This is a genomic window from Peptoniphilus senegalensis JC140 (genome assembly GCF_000321025.1).
Lineage (GTDB): Bacteria > Bacillota > Clostridia > Tissierellales > Peptoniphilaceae > Peptoniphilus_A > Peptoniphilus_A senegalensis.
This window is the reverse complement of sequence record NZ_HE610717.1, coordinates 669412-687355: the sequence shown is the minus strand read 5'-3', so window position 1 is coordinate 687355 and position 17944 is coordinate 669412. Positions and strand designations below refer to the sequence as shown.

Sequence of the window (17944 nt, the reverse complement as noted above, 5' to 3'; positions counted from 1 at the left end):
ACAATTCATCATTTATAAAATTAAAAACTAGGAGGAAAGAATGAAAAATTTATCAAGAAGTCAGTTTACTCAAGTGAGCATAATGCTCTTTGGATTGTTCTTTGGAGCTGGAAATTTAATTTTCCCTCCATTTTTAGGAAATCAAGCAGGGAATAAAACTATAATTTCTCTTTTAGCTTTTTCTGTTACTGCAATTATCTTCCCAGTCCTTGGAGCTATAGCTGTTGGCAAGACTGACGGACTTAAAAATTTATCTTCAAGAGTTGGAGAAAAGTTTGCCTTAGTTTTTACTACTGCAATATATCTATCAATAGGACCTGGTCTTGGAATACCAAGAGCTGGATCTGTTCCTTTTGAAATGGCAATAGCACCTTATGTACCAGAAACTTTTAACCTATCTCTTGTAAGGCTTGCATATACATTGGTATTCTTTGCTGTTGCAATGTGGGTTTGCTTAAAGCCTAACAAGTTAGTTGCAAGAGTTGGAAAATATTTAACTCCAACACTTTTACTTTTAATATTTATAATGTTTGCAAAAGTTATGACTCTACCAAAGGTCCCTGCAATGGCAAGTGGAAATTATAAGGATGCTCCAGTAGTTGCTGGTTTCCTTGCAGGTTATGACACTATGGACGCAGTTGCAGCTCTTAACTTTGGCTTTGTTGTCACTCTTGCTATAAGAAGATTTGGTGTTGAAGATAAGAAGCTTGTTACATCTTACACTGCTAAGGCTGGTATACTTGCAGGTAGTGTTTTGTTTGTAGTTTACTTAATGCTTTCAACAATGGGCATGGCTACATCAAAGGCCTTCGCTGGCGTAGAAAATGGTGCAGTTGTTCTTACAGAAGCTGTTAAGCTTGTATTTGGAAACTCTGGTTTAGTTCTTTTAGCTTCAATATTTACTCTTGCTTGTTTAACAACTTGCATAGGTTTAATATCAAGTGGCTCTGAATATTTTTGCACACTATTTAACAGCAAGATGTCTTATGGAAGATGGGTTTTCCTTTGGACTTTTTTCTCCTTTGTAATGGCAAACTTTGGACTTAATAAACTTCTTGCTTTATCAGTGCCACTACTAACTGTTATATATCCAGTTGCCTTAGTTTTAATACTTTTAGGATTTACTCATGACTTTGTTGGTTACTCCAGACTTTCTTATAAGGCATCAGCCTTCTTTGCAGTTGTTCTACCACTTGTGTCTGTTGCCAAGTCAACATTCAATTTGGGCCTACCTGTATTGACAAAACTTGAAGCAAGCCTTCCAATGGCATCAAGCGGTTTGTCTTGGGTCCTACCAAGTCTTGGAGCTGTAGTCTTAGTTGAAGCATACTCAAGACTACTCTTACCATCAAAGGCTGGTCTTAAAACAGAAAATTATATGTAAGATAAACTAGAAATTTTAAAACAGTCTCATGTGCTTAATGTGGGACTGTTTTTTTGTACTTTCTTGAAAGAGTTTTTATAAAAAATTTTGAATGTTTTGTGATGAAAGTAAAATATGTTAAATAAATTCTAATTGAATATAATTAAAAATTTTTTTGAATAGAAAAGTATTTTTGTTAAGAAAATTGAAAAAAGAAATATTATAATTATCTTGATAGTTATTATCAATTAATTTTTGATTTAATAAAGAGAGGTGTTATATTTTGAAATTATACAAAAAATTATTTTCCTACATACCTGAGAGAAGGGTTCACGGTATTCTTGCGAGTCTACTTACAACGGTGGGCATTGTTTTAGAATTTTATGCCTATTATTTAATTTGGATTTTGCTTAAGAATGTTTTTACTGGTGGGGTCTTGTCTGAAGAAAGAAGTCTTGCCATAAAAATTTTATTTTTATTTATTGCCTATGGTCTTTTATATTTTATGGGTCTTTGGATGAGTCATCTGGCAGGCTTTAGACTTGAAACTCGTCTTCGTGAAAGAGGTATAAGGCACCTTCTTAGGGCATCTAATACTTTTTTTGACCTACATAATTCTGGAGAAGTGAGAAAAATAATTGACAACAATGTTGAGCAAACTCACATGATTGTGGCTCATTTAATTCCAGATCAGACTGCCGCATTTTTGACTCCCATACTTATGATTATTTTGACCTTCTTATTGGATTTATACCTTGGAATATTTTTTATTGTAATTGTTCTAATAAGTTTAGTCCTTGTAAAAAATATGATGGGTGATCAGTCCTTTATGAAGAAGTATATGGATATGCTTGACGAAATGAACGCAGGTGCAGTTGAGTATGTAAGGGCTATGCCTGTAGTAAAGATTTTTAATGCACCCCTAATTGGTTTTAAAAAACTTTATGATTCGATCCTCATTTATAAGGAGATGGTCTATAAGTATTCTATGTCTTGCAGGCTTCCCTTTGTCCTATTCCAATGGCTTTTAAATATTTTTATAATTACACCAGTATTTTTGGGAATTTTTATGGTTAATAGGGGAGCTGATCCTGGTCTTTGGGCAGCAAAAATTTTATTTTTTACTTTATTCATGGGGATATTCTTTTCTAACACAATGAAAATTATGTATGTATCTATGTATATCTTCCAGGCAAATTCTGCTGTGGATAATCTTGAAAATTTATTCAAGGAGATGAAGGCGAAGAAAATAGAATTTGGAAGTCAAAGAGAATTTTTAAACAAGAATATTGAATTTAAGAATGTAGATTTCTCTTATGACGGAGAAAATAAAATTTTAGATAAGTTCTCTTTGAGTCTTGAGGAAGATAAGGTCTATGCCTTGGTGGGCAGTTCAGGTTCAGGTAAATCAACTATTGCAAAATTAATTTCTGGTCTATACCCCGTTGACTCAGGAGAAATTTTAATTGGAAACAAAAATATTTCTTCCTATGACAAGGAAAGTCTTATGAAAAATATAGGGATTGTTTTTCAAAATCCACAACTCTTCCAAGGTATTTCTATATTTGAAAATGTTAAGCTTGGAAAAAGTGATGCCTCTGATGAAGAAGTTTTAAGGGCATTAAAACTTGCAAGGTGTGATGAATTTATAGACAAATTTAAAGATGGTTATGATGTAGTGATTGGAGCAGAAGGTGTAAATCTTTCGGGTGGAGAAAAGCAAAGGGTAAGTATTGCTAGGATTTTTCTAAAGGATCCAAAAATTATAATTATGGACGAAGCTTCAGCTGCTGCTGACCCTGAAAATGAGTATGAATTACAAATTGCCTTTAAGGAACTCATAAAAAACAGGACTACAATTATGATTGCCCACAGGCTCACTTCCATAAGAGGAGTAGATGAAATTCTTTTGATTGAAGATGGAAAGCTAATTGAAAGAGGAAGTCACGATAAACTTTATGAGGAAGACGGTAAGTATAAGAAGTTTGTAGAAATGTATATGAAGGCAAATGAATGGAGGGTTGACTGATGAAAAATTATTTGAAAAATCGTTTTGGACTTACAGACAAGGGGGCAGAGGGTGCCCTTGTTGCAATAAGATATTCTAGCCTAAAGACCCTTTCTTATATGCTACCTATGTTCCTTCTTATGTATGTAATGCAAGGCTTGTTAAATTTAGGAGACTTTAGTCTAAGGCTTTCGGTCATCGCCTATGTAATAATTGCCCTTCTTATGATTTTTGTAATTAATAGGGATTACATTACAACTTACAACGAAACCTATAAGGAATCTGCAAATCTTAGGATAGAAATTTCTGAGATAATTAAGGACTTGCCTCTTAGTTTTTATTCAAGTAGAGATTTAACAGATCTTTCACAAACAATAATGAAGGATGTAGAGGCAATTGAGCATGGTCTTTCTCATGCAGTTCCAGGATTTTATGGCTTTATAATAAATCTAATAATTATTTCGATTTTGTTACTAATTGGGAATTTAAAACTTGGACTTTCAGTTATAGTTCCAATTTATATTTCTGCTATTTTGAATTTGCTTTCAAGCAAGATGCAAAAGAAGGGAGTAAGTTTCTATTATAAGGAGCAAAGGAAGTCCTCAAAGATGTTCCAAGAACTCATTGACCTATCTACAGAGATCAAGTCCTATAATTTGACTGAAGAAAAGGAAAAAAGTGGCATTGGTTTTGTTAGGTCCTTAGAAAAGAAACATATTAAGACAGAACTGGCACAAGTTATCCCCATTGTTTCTGCAACAGTTGTGGCAAACTTATCTCTTGCCCTTGCAATATATGTTGGATTAAATAGCTTGATAGATGGAGAAATAAATATCTTGTATTTTGCAGGCTACTTATTTGCTTCAGCAAGATTGATTGATGGAGTTGCTGCCTTCAATCAATTTTATGGAGAGTTAATGTATATTAATTCGCCAGCTGAAAAGATAAAGGCACTTAGGAATGAAAAAATTCAAAGAGGAAATAGAGCAGACTTGAAGTCCTTTGACATTGATGGAAAGAATCTTACTTTTTCTTATCTTGATGACAAAAAAGTTATAGATAATATTTCCTTTAAAGCTTTGCAGGGAAAGACTACTGCCCTTGTTGGTCCATCTGGTTGCGGTAAGTCCACCCTAATAAAATTAGTGGCAAGGCTATATGATTATGACGCTGGAGAAATAAGAATTGATGACAAGGAGATAAAAAATATTGCAACACAAGACTTGTTCAAACACATTTCCATGGTCTTTCAAGATGTAACCCTCTTTAATGGATCAGTAATGGAAAATATTAGACTAGGCAGGTCCAGTGCCAGTGACGAAGAAGTCCTTGAAGCGGCAAGACTTGCCAACTGCGATGAGTTTGTAAAGAAATTGCCAAGAGGATATGAAACAGAAATTGGCGAAAATGGTTCAAACTTATCTGGTGGTGAAAGACAAAGAATTTCCATAGCAAGAGCCTTCTTAAAGGATGCAGAAATAATTCTTTTAGATGAAATTGCCGCATCACTTGATGTGGAAAATGAAAAGTACATCCAAGAGTCTTTGAATAAATTAACAAAGAACAAAACTGTCATCATAATATCTCATAGGATGAAGTCAATAGAAAATGTAGACCAAATAATTGTTATGAGAGACGGAAAAATTGAAGACTTTGGAAGACATGAAGAAATAATAGAAAGAAGCAAGACTTACAAGAAGATGATTGAGTCATCAAAGAAGTCAGAAGAATTTGTATATTAGTAGGAGATAAAATGAAAAAATTTGGAATACGAGATTTAGTAAATGCCGGTGTATTTTCACTTTTAACTGTAATGGCAACTTGGTGTGGAGGTATGATAGGTTTTATACCTCTTCTTATGCCCTTAGTTCCCTTTGCTTGTGGTTTAGTTTCAGGGCCAGTCTTTATGCTTTATTCAACAAAGATTGACAAGTTTGGCATGGTCTTAATAATGGGAATAGTTTTTGGACTTGTATTTTCAATGTCAGGTCATGGGGCAATAGTTTTTCCTGCCATAATTGTCTTGGCTTTAATTTGCGAGATGATATTAAAAAATGGTGGTTACAAGTCAATAAAAACTGCAAGACTAACCTACACAGTCTTTATGATTTTTGCAGCTGCAAATTTAGTACCAATTTATTTTGCTAGAGATGCCTTTGTTCAATCTTTAATAGATCAAGGTTATGGTGCTGAATATGCAGATAAATTATTATCTGTTATGCCAAACTGGTCCTTTATACCTGTTGTCCTAGTAGGTATGTTAGGTGGATATATAGGCTGCACTATTGGAATCAAAATCCTAAATAAGCACTTCAAAAAAGCAGGAATGGTTTAATGAAAATTGACTTTAGGACAAAAATATTTTTAACAAATGTAATAGGGATTACTGCCATTGAAGGTTCTCTTGGAAGAAGATATTATTATCTTGGAATTTTAATAGCAATCTTTCCCTATATACTTGCACTATTTGATAGAAAGTGGTCCCTTTTAATTAAGGGACTTTTATATACTTCTGTGGCAATCCTAGTTCAAAGATTATTATTTACTCTTCCACAAAATTTCTTTACAATGATTTTAAATCTATATGTAGGAATAACTATAAGAGTTCTGCCTGGGATTATGATGGGTTACTATGCTATAGTGACCACAAAAATGAGCGATCTTGTTTACTCTTTGCAGAAAATAAGCTTGCCAAATTTTTTGATTATTCCAGTTTCTGTAATGTTTAGATTTTTTTATTCAATAAAGGAAGATTACATGAAAATAAATGAGGCTATGTATATGCATGGACTAACTATGAAAAATTTTTTCAAAGAGCCAGCAAAAATTTTGGAATATAAATTTGTTCCCCTTTTAATGATCACATCACAGACTGCTGATAATGTTGCTATATCAGCTATGACAAGGGGAATGAGAGTTGATGGAGAGAGGTCATCTATTTCAAATGAAAGCTTGAAGTTACAAGATTATGTCTTAATGATCTTTGGAGTTTTTATAATTATTTTATTCATCAGGGGGAAAATATGTTAGAGTTTAAAAATTTTTCCTTAGCCTATGAAAATTATGATGGAAAAGAAAATACAATATTTGAAAATATTAATCTGTCCTTTGAAAAAGGAAGCGTAAACGTAATAAGTGGAGAGTCTGGTTCTGGCAAGTCCTCTTTTATAAAAATAATCAATGGAATAATTCCAGAGATTAATAATGCCAAAATTTCGGGTCAAGTTCTATTTGATGGGAAAAGTTTATTTGACGAAGACATAACAGATAGGAGTCAATATATTTCCACAGTTTTTCAAAATCCTAAAAATCAATTTTACTGCATCAATTCAAGTGATGAGATAGCCTTTGCTCTTGAAAACAGAAATGTAAAAAGAGAGGAGATACTAAGTAAAATAGATTATTATACAAGTATTTTTGGGACAGATAAATTACTTGATAGAGATTTATTCAAATTATCAGGTGGGGAGAAACAACTTGTGGCAATTACATCTGTTGCCCTAATGGATAATGAAATTTATATTTTTGATGAACCCTCTGCCTCTCTTGATAATAAATCTATTGAAAGACTAAAAAATATTATTGAGATATTAAAGGAAAAGAAAAAAATTATAATTATTGCAGAGCATAGGCTTTACTACCTAAGGGATATAATGGAAAAGCTCTTTGTCATTGAGGACAAAAAAATAAATTCCTACGAAAGAGAAGAGGTTAATGATGAATTCATAAAAAATCATAAGCTGAGAACCCTAAAGGAAATAAAAAAGGAAGATTTGAATAAGGATAAATACATAAAAAAATCTTTTTTTGATAAAAATTTTGATCATGACAAAACAATGGAGTGTCGAAACTTTCTTTGTAAGTACAGGGGAAGTGAGAAGGTAATTTTTGATTTTAACCTATCCTTTGATAGGGGAATTTTTTTTATAATTGGAGCAAATGGAATAGGAAAAACCTCTTTTATAAGAAATATTTGCGGACTTAATAAGGGGCAAAGGGGAGATTTATATTATGGGTATAAAGAAATAAAGAGGCCCTATGAAAAAATTTCTCTTGTAATGCAAGATGTGAACTATCAATTATTTACAGATTCAGTTTACTCAGAAATGTCCATAGTATCAGATGATGACCTTCTAAAGGAAAGAATCTTGCGGGATTTGGGACTTTGGGACAAGAAGGGCAGCCACCCTCAAGCCTTATCTGGAGGAGAGAAGCAAAGACTTGCCATTGGACTAGCCCTTGCCAGCAAGAAGGAAATAGTTTTGTTAGATGAACCAACTTCTGGCTTGTGCCTAAAGAATATGACAAAATTAATTAGCTTCTTAAAGGAAATGAAAAAGCAAAATAAAACAATTATTATAATCACACATGATTATGAATTTATTAAGAGTGCAGATGAAAATATTTTGGAGTTTGTAAATGAAAAATACTAATTATTTAGCTTCCTGGGACTTTGAGGTCATCGATGATAAAGATGACTTTATAGAGTATCAAGGGATAAGCCATCCTAAAAATAAAATGAAAAATTATAAACTTTTTCCAGGACTTATGCTTATGTATATTGACTTAAGAGAAAAGTATCAAGTGAAAGCTTCTGATAGCAAGGGAAGGAAGGGTTATAGGATTTCTTATTGTTATGAAGGTAATTACTTTACTTATATTAATGATACAAAAATTTTAATAACGAGAGAAATTTTTATTGGTAAGGCACTTCCTTATGCACGGGAATCTTATACAACTAAGGACAGAATTCAAGCCTTTAATTTTTTGATTTTTGAAAATCAGATAGATAAGGATTCTTTTTACGGTAAAATTTTAGAGGAATTTTTGAAAAAAATAAATTCAATAAAGGATATGGGTTTTGTCTATAAAAATGAAAGACTAATTCAAAGGGCCAATGAACTTATCCAAGTCCTAAAAAGTGAAGATGTCTTGGGGATTTCTATAAAGGCTCTGGATTTAATTTACGATATTACCAGGGAAAAAACTTCAGAAATAAGAAAATCTTATCAAAAGGAAGAAAAAAGCGAAGAAATTGTTTTAATTGAAGAGTTTATTAAAGAAAATTTAGACAAGGAGATTACTTTAGATTTGCTTACAAAGAAATTTAAGATTTCTAAGTCAAACTTAAATAATAAATTCATCAGAAAATTTCAGTACACTCCTATAAAGTACCTCAACAATTTAAGGATGATGAAGGCAGAAGAAATTTTGATGAAGACAGATAAAAACATAACAGAAATTTCTATGGAACTTGGTCTCACAAGCCCATCAAATTTTACAAGGTCCTTTAAAAAGTTTACAGGCCTAAGTCCAAGTGAATACAGAAAAAAAGAAGCTCTAAAGGAATGAGCTTCTTTTTAATGGTTAAATTTTAAATTGTAAAGTAGCCGATATAATAATATTTACCTGCGTCCTTTAAGTCGATTGTCCATTTTTTATTTATGCCAACTGTCTTTAACATTTCTTCCATGTAGAATAAAACTACACCCATATCAATAAGTGAGCGATTGTCTTCGTCAGATTTTAACATATAGGCTTCTACATCTGTTCCTTTGAGGACAAATCTCCATGGTTGAAAATTCATGTGACTTGGTGCATATCTTACTGATGAGAATACATCAAATAGTCCATAATTTTCAAGTGTTTCTATAGAAATAGCTTGTCCAATTGTTTCTGCAAAGACGATTTCTTCTACATTAAGTCTTGAACTTGTTACTTCTGGGTCAAATAATTTTTTCTTTTGACCATATCCAATTGCAATTAAATAATCTATAGTAGTACCATTTTCTCCGAAGATGGCTTTTTTTGTATCTTCATCAACATTATCAACTGTTATCCAACAAGTGTCTATGTCAAGGTCAACTATTTTTGTGTTTAATTTTTCAAGACAGTAGCCGCCCTTTAATATGTTAAGTGGTTTGTCGTCTTCTATATCTAGTGCAATGTAGTGTGGAGCTTCTATCATGACTCCTGCATATCCTGCCTTGCCCTTTAGTCCTTCTGCTACAATTTTTCCGTTTTCATAAAGAGAAAAACTTATGCCACTTTCTTCACGATCCATTTCGTCCATAAGTAATTTTATATTTTCCAAGACATCTCTTGGAACTGAGTCCATTTTAAAATTTCTGACAGACTTTCTCTTTTGCAAGAAATTTGTCATTAACATAGTAATACCCCCCTAACCAGTTATAATTAAATTATATCACAAGGACACAGTTAAAAAAATAGATTTAAAATATTTATGAAATAGTTTACACTAGAATAGGAGGGATAAAGTGAAGTTAACATCAAGTCAATTAAAAGCCGTGGAGCATTTTAAAGGGCCCGGTCTTGTTCTTGCTGTTCCTGGTGCAGGAAAGACTACAATGATTTTGCACAGGACAAAGAGACTTATAGACAGGGGAGTTAATCCAAAAAATATTCTTACAATTACTTTTTCAAAGGCGCAGGCTGTGGATATAAAAATGCGTTATCATTCTATGTATGATGATAAGGATGTTTTATTTTCTACTATTCATGCTTTTTGTTATTCTATAGTTCGTGACTATTCTAATAAAACTGGTAAAACTCTCAGCTTAATTGATTCAAATATAAAAAAGAAATATGAAATTTTAAGAGATATTTATAGAGATGTCAACAATACTTATCCCACAGAAGAGCGAATTGAGACTGCAATTTCTGAAGTTGGCTACTGCAAAAATATGATGCTCAGCCCAAGTTCTTTTGCAAAATCTAAAAGGTGTGACACAGAAAGTTTTGTCAAGTTTTACGATACTTATGAAAAGTATAAAAAGGACAAGAATTTAATTGATTTTGATGACATGATAAATCTTTCTTATGAGATTTTAAAAAATGATGTGGCTATTAGAAAAAAATATAGGGATAGGTTTAATTTTATCCAGCTGGACGAAGGACAAGACACAAGCAGAAGTCAGTTTCAAGTGTTAAAACTTTTGGCTAAGCCTGAGAATAATTTTTTTGTTGTTGCTGACGATGACCAGTCAATTTATGGTTTTAGAGGAGCAAACACTGAAGAACTTTTTAAACTTCAAAAAGAATATGATAATATTGCAACTTTTTATATGGAGGAAAATTTTCGGTCTACAAAAAATATTGTAAATATTGCAAATATTTTTATTGCTCAAAATGAAAATCGTTTTGAAAAGACTGTAGTAACAGAAAACCCCTTTGCTAAGCCTGTAAATATTATTAAAGTCAAAGAGCCGAAGGATCAATATGCTTTTATAGAGAAGGAACTAAAAAAACATACAGGCGACATAGCGGTTTTATACAGGAATAACCTTTCAAGTATAGGTCTTGTGGAATATTTTGAGAGAAAAAATTATGATTTTAATATAAAGGATAAAAAGACCAAATTCTTTTCTCATTTTATAACTCGTGATATTTTGGATATTTTAAATTTTGCTGAAGATTTATCTAATATTGACCTTTACGAAAAATTTTATTTTAAATTAGATGGCTATATATCCAAAAAACATATTGATTATTTAAAGAGAAATAGAGGCAAAAATATTTTCAATATATTAAAGGATTATCCCTCTCTTCCATCTTATTACCACAAAAATATCAATAAATTATTAGTAGACTTTAGGAAAATCGCAAGAAGTGATGTCTATGAAGCTATTAATTATATAGATAAGGAAATGGGTTATGGCAAATATCTTAGAGAAAATTCTAAAAGATTTATGGAAACCGAAGCAACTTTAAATGAGTATCTATATTATTTAAAAATGATTGCAAAGAGTACAAAGTCTCTTGACTTATTTATTGGCAGGCTAAAGGAATTGGAATATGACCTTTTGAAACCGAGAAATGGCAATGCAAGTTTAACTTTCTCAACTATTCATTCTTCGAAGGGTCTTGAATTTTCTCGGGTTTTTGTTATAGACTTGTATGAGGGGACATTGCCTTCAACATCAAGTCTTGACGCTATAAGGGAAGATGAAGAGCTTTTTTGTGAAGAGAGAAGACTTTTTTATGTTGCTATTACTAGGGCAAAGAATGAGCTCTACCTCATGTATTCACATTATACAAATGGTATGAAAAATGAGATTTCCTCTTTTGTAACTGATTTAGAAACATTGGCAGGTGAATAAAATGGAATTAATTGAAGAGATAAAAAGAATAATAAGTATTAAAGATGAGATATTAGTAGATGATCTCTTTGAAGAGTATCACCCTGTTGATATTGCCTTAGAGGTAGAGGATTTAGATGACGAGGAGCTTGAGACTTTCCTAGGATTAGTTAGTAACGAGAACATGGCACTTCTCTTAGAATCGGCAGAAGATGAATTAAATGCAAAGATTATGGAATCCATTACTAATGATGATTTAATAGATATTTTTACGCACATGGAAAATTCTATAGTTGCCGACCTTTTGGGAGTTCTCTCAACTGCAAGAAGAAAGGCAATTTTGTCTTTAATGAAGAGTGCCGACAAAAATATACTAAAGATGATCTTGTCTTTTGACGAAGAATCTGCAGGTGGTATAATGACCACAAATTTTATTGCCATAAAGGAAAATTTGACAGCAGAAGAGGCAATAAAAAAACTTAGGACAATTTCGCCTGAGACAGAAATTATTGATGAGATTTTTGTAACTGACGATTATCACAGACTTCAAGGCATTGTAACTATAAGGGATTTATTAGTTTCCAATGCCAAGACTCCTCTTAAAGATATTTTAAAAGAGGTCGACTTTTATGTATATGGAACTGATGACCAAGAAGTAGCTGCTAATCTATTTAGCAAGTACGAGCTTGATATTTTGCCAGTAGTAAATAGTAACATGGCAGTTCTTGGTGTAATCACGTCAGATGACATTATAGCAGTAATAGAGCAAGAGCATAACGAAGATATTTTGCAAATGCACGGTGTTAATGCAGACGAAGTTTATGACTCAACATGGTTTGATTCCTTTAAGAGTAGAATTCCTTGGTTAATTGTAAATTTGCTAACAGCATTTTTAGCGTCATCTGTTGTCAAGGGTTTTGAGTCCACAATTTCACAAGTAGTAGTTTTATCTGCAGCTATGCCAATTGTAACGGGGATGGGCGGTAACGCAGGCTCACAAACTCTTTCCATTATACTGACATCTTTAGCAAGAGGCGAGTTATCTTTAAAGGAAGATTACAAGCTCATCTTCAAGGAAATATTTTTGGGACTTTTTGAAGGAGCCATAATAGGAGTTTTGGCAGCATCGGTTTTTGTATTTTGGCATCACAATATTTACTTAGGATTTATATTATTGTTAGCAATGATTGCAAATATGATAATCGCCTGCTCCATGGGTTTTTTAATTCCCCTTATATTAGATAAAATGAAAATTGATCCAGCAATTGCATCATCAATTTTTTTAACAACTTTTACAGATGTATTTGGATTTTTTATTTTTTTAGGTTTAGCAACAGTCTTCTTACCACTTTTAATTTAAAGTTTATAAAAAATAAAAATAAAACCACAGTCATGCCAAGAAATTTCTAGCCTGTCTGTGGTTTTTTATTAAATTCTATCTAAATAATTTTTTATTTCTCTTTCGCTTGAAACTATGACTTTTCATTATCTTTTAACATATTAAGCTTACAATATTTTTTCATAGGCAAATCTTTCTCTTTTGCCATCAAGATAAACAATTCCCACATAAGAATATTCCATTGAATTTAATAGATTTTGCATATGACTATTTTCTCTATGCGTGTCAATCCTTACGGATTTAAAATTATTTTCTCTTGCATAATTTTCTGCAAATTCAATAATTTTTCTGCCGTAACCTTTTTTTCTCACACCATTAAGAGTTGCAATTCGGTGCAAGGCGACATAGGGCTTTGGGCTATTCCAAGTTCCAACTAAATTATTCTCATAATCATCATCTTTATCATAAATTATTACGGTACTCACAATTATTTCTTTATCTTCAAGGACATAAATGATCTTATTTTCATTTAGATTTGAAAAATTATTTAGGTTTGGTTTTTCATTTCCCTGCCACTGATTTATGCCAAGGGATTTTAATTTAAGGGAGCCATCTTCATAAATTTTTTCAATTTTTTCTCTATCTACTTCTTTAGCAAGTCTGAATTCCATCTTTCCTCCAAAATAACTGGGACTTTATCTGCGATTTCAAGAGAATTTCTCGTCACATTACAGTCATAAGCTAACACATTTACACCTTCATTTGCAGCAGAAAATAAAGCCTTTGAAAAATCTTTGTCTGTCAAATAATTTGGCGTAAAGAATTTAACATCTTTCATTTGTATCACAAATAGGATATAAGTCAAATAATCTTCTTTAGAATTAACAAGACCCATTATATGCTTTAAACCTCTTTTTGTAGGTGCATCTGGAAAGGCAACAACGCCATTAGATTCTAGAGTTACGCCCTTTACTTCCATTAAGGCTTTTTTGCCTTCGCCTTCCAAATAAAAATCAAAGCGCGAATCGCAATGGGTATATTCTCTTTTTATTTTATCAACTTTAAAGCCAAGGTCAATTTTATTATTTATTATTGCTTCTTCCACAACTTGATTGGGAGCTTGTGAGTCAATATTTATAATTTTATTGCCTTTCACAACTGCAATGAGAGTGTAGGAAGTTTTTCTATTGGGACTATCGTTATAGGTAAGAAAAACCTTGCAGCCTTCTGTGAGAAGCTCTTTGCATCTGCCTGTGTTTGGCACGTAAACTGTTAAGTTTTTGAATCCCTTTTTGCAAATTGCAATAAATCTATTCTTTCTATATAAAAATTCTGCTTGCAGAATACTAATGTATTTCATAATTCACCCCAGATTATTATACAGGTTACTTTTATCTATGTAAAATTTGTTGTATTATAGGTAAAAGGAGTGAGAATATGGACGTATTAGTAGTAATTGATATGCAAAATGATTTTATTAGTGGTTCTTTAAAGGGTAAGGACACAGAAAAACTCTTAGATAAAGTTGTAGAAAAGGTAAATGAATTTCATGGAGAAGTTATTTACACCTTGGACACACATTATGAAGATTATTTAAAGACAAAAGAGGGAGAAAATCTTCCGATAAAACACTGTATAAAGGGAACATGGGGACACGAAATTGCAGACGAATTAAAGAAAACAAGAAGTTTTGAAAAGTCTAAGAAATTTGAAAAAAATACTTTTGCATCAATTGAACTTGGAGAATATTTAAAAAAATTAGATGAGAAAGAGGGAATAGATAGTATTTATTTCTTGGGACTTGTGGCAGATATTTGTGTAGTTTCAAATGTCTTATTAGTTAAGGGATTTTTGCCAGAAAAAGACATCTATCTCTATAAAGATTTGACAGAGGGACTTACAGAGGAAAAGAAAAAATCTGCAATAGATGTTATGGAGTCTTGTCACATAAAAATAAAAGCACACTGACAAATTAAGTTAGTGTGCTTTTATAAAGTAAATTTCTCATTAATAGGTATAAAAAAAGTATCTATGTCAACATAGATACTTTTATGGTGCCCAGAGCCGGAATTGAACCAGCGACACGAGGATTTTCAGTCCTCTGCTCTACCGACTGAGCTATCTGGGCAAGTTAATGGTGGGCCTTCAGGGACTTGAACCCGGGACCTACCGGTTATGAGCCGGGCGCTCTAACCAACTGAGCTAAAGGCCCTCACCATTGGCGGAGAAAGAGGGATTTGAACCCTCGCGACCCTTTCGGGACCTACTCCCTTAGCAGGGGAGCCTCTTCAGCCACTTGAGTATTTCTCCAAATTGAAGGTCACTCTTTAGCAACTTACTTTATCTATTTTAATTTATTAATTGAGTTTTGTCAACTAATTTTTACAAATAATTAAAAAAGTTTTTGTAGGCTTCCTTTGCTCATGTATTATCTCATAAATTAACAGAAAAATAAAGAGAAATTTAAAAAGTATTGACATTTATTCAAAATGAAATATAATGAATATATGAACAAGTATCGAATAATAATTAATAATGAGAGGAAATATTATGAGTAAATATATTTTTCACTTAAAGGGACTTACTTGTGCTAACTGTGCAAGAAAGATCGAAGATAAACTTAAAGAGGAAAGTGAATTAAGAAATCTTAATTATGACTTTTTAAATGATGAACTTACTTTTGATGCAGAGGAAAACTCTAAGGACTTACTGGTAAAAATTCAAGAAGTAGTAGACTCTATTGAAGATGGGGTTACAGTCACAGAAGAGTTTGATGAAGAAATTAAAGATGAGGGAGAGGAAGAAGAAAACTTTTCAATTTACAAATGTATTTTTGCCTTTTTCGGATTAATCATTTTGCATTTTTTAGATTTAGACAAAAATTTAGAATTTGTTTTTTATACTCTACTTTATATTGTAGTTGGATTTGATATTGTAAAAAGTTCTATTTCCAAAATTGCAAGTGGAAATTTCATGGATGAAGAATTTCTCATGACTCTTGCATCTGTTGCTGCAATAGTTTCTGGAGAATATGCAGAAGCAGTTGCCGTTATGCTTTTTTACACTGTTGGCGAGATTATCCAAGATAGAGCTGTTGATTCTTCAAAGAAATCTATAAAAGAAGCTTTGAAATTAAAGCCTGAATTTGCAAATTTAAAGAAAGGCGAAGAGATAATAAAAGTTGATCCAACTGAAGTTTCTGTTGGGGAAGTTATTGTAATTATGCCTGGAGAAAAAGTTCCTCTTGATGGGAAGATAATTAAGGGGGCATCAAACCTTGACACTTCAAATATTTCTGGTGAGTTTGCTCCCATTTCTCTTGAAGTTGGAGATGAAATTACTTCTGGCTTTGTAAATTTAGACTCATCTATTGAAGTTGAAGTTACAAAAGCCTATAAGGAAGGTACTATTGCAAAAATTATTGACATGGTAAAAAATGCAAGTACAAATAAGGCAAAGGTTGAGAAATTTATAACTAGATTCGCAAAGGTATATACGCCAATAGTTATTGGTCTTGCAGTTATTCTTTTCTTAGTATTAAACTTCGCCAGCCAATTAACTTTTAAGGAAGCACTTTATAGAGCAGCAATATTTTTGGTAATATCTTGTCCTTGTGCTCTTGCTATTTCTGTGCCTCTTACAATTTTTGCTGGCATCGGTTCGCTCTCAAGAAGATCAATTTTTGTCAAAGGAGGAAACTCTATTGAAGCCTTAACTGATATAGATGGAGTTGCCTTTGACAAAACTGGAACCGTTACTAAGGGAGAATTTACGCTTGCAGAAGTGGAAGAAATAAAAATAGAAAAAGAAAGAATATTGGAAATTGCTTCTGTTGGAGAAATGTATTCTACGCACCCAATTGGCAAAGCAATTGTAAAAAGTTTTAAATGTGATAAAATACCTGAACATCTAACTAATATTGGTGGAAAAGGGATTGAATTTGAACTAGATGGAATATCTTATCTAGTTGGAAATCAAAAATTAATGAATGATTTTAACTTAAAGCTTGAAAAGGAATCAAATTCAAATTATGTTGATGTATTTGTAGCAGACAAAAATGAAATTTTGGGAATTATAAAGTTAAGAGATGAAATAAAAGATGGAGTCAAAGATAGTGTAAATAATCTTCACAAAAGGGGAATAAAGACTTATATGTTTTCTGGAGACAAGGAAAATGTTGTAAAAGAAATAGCAAGTGAAGTGGGCATTGATTATTACAAGGGATCTTTACTCCCAGAAGACAAAGTTATAGAAATAAAAGATATTGAAAAAAATAAAAAACTAGCCTTTGTAGGAGACGGAACTAACGATGCTCCTTCTCTTGCCAGTGCCTATCTTGGAATAAGTATGGGAAGTGGATCAGACATTGCAATTGAAACTTCAGATATAGTTTTATTAAAAAATGATATCTCATCAGTTGTAAATGCCATTGACATTGCGAAAAAAGTTAAGAAAATTGCCTACCAAAATATTTTTATTGCACTATTTTTAAAGGTACTTGTCTTGGTATTAGGAGCAATAGGATATGTTTCAATGCCACTTGCAGTCTTTGCAGATGTTGGAGTTGCCTTAATATGTATAGTAAATTCTCTTAGAGTTTTTAGAACAGAATAAAACACAGTAAAATGCTATGAATTATTAGTTTTAATGAATAGTTGGAGAATTGCAAAAATATTTTCTGAAAAAAATTTATTTCTATAAAGGTTACAAAAATCGATAAATTAGAGATATTTTATTATTTGAGATAGAATAATAAAATATTCATCATAAAAAAATAACAATAATGATTGAAAATTTAAAATTATTATGTTAATATTATGTCAGAACGTTATGAATATAAAAATTCATAAATTTTGGTATAATTTTATGGAGGTAAATAAAATGGCATATGTAATTAATGATTCTTGCATCGCTTGTGGTGCATGTCAACCAGAATGTCCAGTTGGATGTATTTCTGAAGGAGATATCTATTCAATTGATGAATCTCAATGTATAGATTGCGGTAGCTGTTCAGCTGTTTGCCCAGTTGGTGCTCCAAATCCAGAAGACTAATTACTTAAAAAAAAGATAGGTTTGTGCCTATCTTTTTTTATTTTAAAACTATATTTATATTAAAGAGAGAACTGTGTGCTCTC

Annotated in this window: 15 protein-coding genes and 3 tRNA genes; 12 read left to right on the top strand and 6 right to left on the bottom strand. The window is 32.0% G+C overall.

Annotated elements, in window-relative coordinates; all coding sequences use genetic code 11:
* Positions 1-40 precede the first annotated feature (40 nt).
* From brnQ to PTSHG_RS03260, 7 genes are all read left to right on the top strand, one after another.
* Positions 41-1384: a branched-chain amino acid transport system II carrier protein gene (gene brnQ, locus PTSHG_RS03290; RefSeq protein ID WP_019107469.1), complete on the top strand. Its 1344-nt coding sequence runs from the start codon at positions 41-43 to the stop codon at positions 1382-1384.
* A 262-nt stretch (positions 1385-1646) separates the two neighbouring features.
* Positions 1647-3392 (top strand): ABC transporter ATP-binding protein, encoded by a 1746-nt coding sequence (locus tag PTSHG_RS03285; RefSeq protein WP_019107468.1) that lies wholly within the window; start codon positions 1647-1649, stop codon positions 3390-3392.
* Positions 3392-5113 carry an ABC transporter ATP-binding protein gene (locus PTSHG_RS03280; protein ID WP_019107467.1) on the top strand — a complete coding sequence of 574 codons (1722 nt, stop codon included), beginning with the start codon at positions 3392-3394 and terminating at the stop codon, positions 5111-5113. The genes PTSHG_RS03285 and PTSHG_RS03280 overlap by 1 nt, the downstream gene beginning before the upstream one ends.
* Positions 5114-5124: 11 nt before the next feature.
* Positions 5125-5706, top strand: coding sequence for an MptD family putative ECF transporter S component (locus PTSHG_RS03275; RefSeq protein WP_019107466.1), 582 nt, complete (start codon positions 5125-5127; stop codon positions 5704-5706).
* Positions 5706-6401, top strand: a complete 696-nt coding sequence (locus tag PTSHG_RS03270; RefSeq protein ID WP_019107465.1) for an energy-coupling factor transporter transmembrane component T — start codon at positions 5706-5708, stop codon at positions 6399-6401. Before PTSHG_RS03275 ends, PTSHG_RS03270 begins: the two co-directional genes overlap by 1 nt.
* Positions 6395-7804, top strand: a complete 1410-nt coding sequence (locus PTSHG_RS03265; RefSeq protein ID WP_019107464.1) for an ATP-binding cassette domain-containing protein — start codon at positions 6395-6397, stop codon at positions 7802-7804. The genes PTSHG_RS03270 and PTSHG_RS03265 overlap by 7 nt, the downstream gene beginning before the upstream one ends.
* Positions 7791-8723, top strand: a complete 933-nt coding sequence (locus tag PTSHG_RS03260; protein ID WP_019107463.1) for a helix-turn-helix domain-containing protein — start codon at positions 7791-7793, stop codon at positions 8721-8723. The genes PTSHG_RS03265 and PTSHG_RS03260 overlap by 14 nt, the downstream gene beginning before the upstream one ends.
* 22 nt (positions 8724-8745) lie before the next feature.
* On the opposite strand, the gene PTSHG_RS03255 is transcribed toward PTSHG_RS03260, so the two are convergent.
* A complete protein-coding gene (locus tag PTSHG_RS03255) occupies positions 8746-9540 on the bottom strand; it encodes a nitroreductase family protein (RefSeq protein WP_019107462.1) in 795 nt (264 codons plus the stop codon).
* A 109-nt stretch (positions 9541-9649) separates the two neighbouring features.
* Here PTSHG_RS03255 and PTSHG_RS03250 point away from each other — a divergent pair, with 109 nt between their 5' ends.
* Together PTSHG_RS03250 and mgtE are read left to right on the top strand one after the other, a co-directional pair.
* Positions 9650-11491 (top strand): ATP-dependent helicase, encoded by a 1842-nt coding sequence (locus tag PTSHG_RS03250; RefSeq protein ID WP_019107461.1) that lies wholly within the window; start codon positions 9650-9652, stop codon positions 11489-11491.
* Position 11492: 1 nt separating this feature from the next.
* A complete protein-coding gene (gene mgtE, locus PTSHG_RS03245) occupies positions 11493-12830 on the top strand; it encodes a magnesium transporter (protein WP_019107460.1) in 1338 nt (445 codons plus the stop codon).
* A gap of 146 nt (positions 12831-12976) precedes the next feature.
* Here mgtE and PTSHG_RS03240 read toward each other — a convergent pair whose 3' ends face one another.
* Both PTSHG_RS03240 and sfsA read right to left on the bottom strand, forming a co-directional pair.
* Positions 12977-13480, bottom strand: a complete 504-nt coding sequence (locus tag PTSHG_RS03240; RefSeq protein WP_019107459.1) for a GNAT family N-acetyltransferase — start codon at positions 13478-13480, stop codon at positions 12977-12979.
* A complete protein-coding gene (gene sfsA, locus PTSHG_RS03235; protein WP_019107458.1) occupies positions 13453-14169 on the bottom strand; it encodes a DNA/RNA nuclease SfsA in 717 nt (238 codons plus the stop codon). Before sfsA ends, PTSHG_RS03240 begins: the two co-directional genes overlap by 28 nt.
* A 77-nt stretch (positions 14170-14246) precedes the next feature.
* Here sfsA and PTSHG_RS03230 point away from each other — a divergent pair, with 77 nt between their 5' ends.
* Positions 14247-14777 (top strand): cysteine hydrolase family protein, encoded by a 531-nt coding sequence (locus tag PTSHG_RS03230; protein ID WP_019107457.1) that lies wholly within the window; start codon positions 14247-14249, stop codon positions 14775-14777.
* An 84-nt stretch (positions 14778-14861) separates the two neighbouring features.
* Here PTSHG_RS03230 and PTSHG_RS03225 read toward each other — a convergent pair.
* From PTSHG_RS03225 to PTSHG_RS03215, 3 genes are all read right to left on the bottom strand, one after another.
* Positions 14862-14937, bottom strand: a tRNA-Phe gene (locus PTSHG_RS03225).
* A 7-nt stretch (positions 14938-14944) separates the two neighbouring features.
* Positions 14945-15021 (bottom strand) — tRNA-Ile (locus PTSHG_RS03220).
* 7 nt (positions 15022-15028) lie between these two features.
* Positions 15029-15119: transfer RNA gene (locus tag PTSHG_RS03215), tRNA-Ser, on the bottom strand.
* A 240-nt stretch (positions 15120-15359) separates the two neighbouring features.
* On the opposite strand from PTSHG_RS03215, the gene PTSHG_RS03210 reads away from it, so the two are divergent.
* Together PTSHG_RS03210 and PTSHG_RS03205 are read left to right on the top strand one after the other, a co-directional pair.
* Entirely contained in the window at positions 15360-17423 is a 2064-nt protein-coding gene (locus tag PTSHG_RS03210) for a heavy metal translocating P-type ATPase (RefSeq protein ID WP_019107456.1), read from the top strand.
* A gap of 267 nt (positions 17424-17690) precedes the next feature.
* Complete coding sequence (locus PTSHG_RS03205) at positions 17691-17861, top strand: 4Fe-4S ferredoxin (protein ID WP_019107455.1); 171 nt, start codon at positions 17691-17693, stop codon at positions 17859-17861.
* Positions 17862-17944 lie beyond the last annotated feature (83 nt).

What these genes read in the sequence shown, in the direction of transcription:
- PTSHG_RS03270 (WP_019107465.1), top strand. Translation starts at nt 5,706, where the DNA reads ATGAAAATTGACTTTAGGACAAAAATATTTTTAACAAATGTAATAGGG.
- PTSHG_RS03230 (WP_019107457.1), top strand. Translation starts at nt 14,247, where the DNA reads ATGGACGTATTAGTAGTAATTGATATGCAAAATGATTTTATTAGTGGT.
- PTSHG_RS03260 (WP_019107463.1), top strand. Translation starts at nt 7,791, where the DNA reads ATGAAAAATACTAATTATTTAGCTTCCTGGGACTTTGAGGTCATCGAT.
- PTSHG_RS03240 (WP_019107459.1), bottom strand. Translation starts at nt 13,480, where the DNA reads ATGGAATTCAGACTTGCTAAAGAAGTAGATAGAGAAAAAATTGAAAAA.
- mgtE (WP_019107460.1), top strand. Translation starts at nt 11,493, where the DNA reads ATGGAATTAATTGAAGAGATAAAAAGAATAATAAGTATTAAAGATGAG.
- PTSHG_RS03275 (WP_019107466.1), top strand. Translation starts at nt 5,125, where the DNA reads ATGAAAAAATTTGGAATACGAGATTTAGTAAATGCCGGTGTATTTTCA.
- PTSHG_RS03205 (WP_019107455.1), top strand. Translation starts at nt 17,691, where the DNA reads ATGGCATATGTAATTAATGATTCTTGCATCGCTTGTGGTGCATGTCAA.
- sfsA (WP_019107458.1), bottom strand. Translation starts at nt 14,169, where the DNA reads ATGAAATACATTAGTATTCTGCAAGCAGAATTTTTATATAGAAAGAAT.
- PTSHG_RS03265 (WP_019107464.1), top strand. Translation starts at nt 6,395, where the DNA reads ATGTTAGAGTTTAAAAATTTTTCCTTAGCCTATGAAAATTATGATGGA.
- brnQ (WP_019107469.1), top strand. Translation starts at nt 41, where the DNA reads ATGAAAAATTTATCAAGAAGTCAGTTTACTCAAGTGAGCATAATGCTC.
- PTSHG_RS03280 (WP_019107467.1), top strand. Translation starts at nt 3,392, where the DNA reads ATGAAAAATTATTTGAAAAATCGTTTTGGACTTACAGACAAGGGGGCA.
- PTSHG_RS03210 (WP_019107456.1), top strand. Translation starts at nt 15,360, where the DNA reads ATGAGTAAATATATTTTTCACTTAAAGGGACTTACTTGTGCTAACTGT.
- PTSHG_RS03255 (WP_019107462.1), bottom strand. Translation starts at nt 9,540, where the DNA reads ATGTTAATGACAAATTTCTTGCAAAAGAGAAAGTCTGTCAGAAATTTT.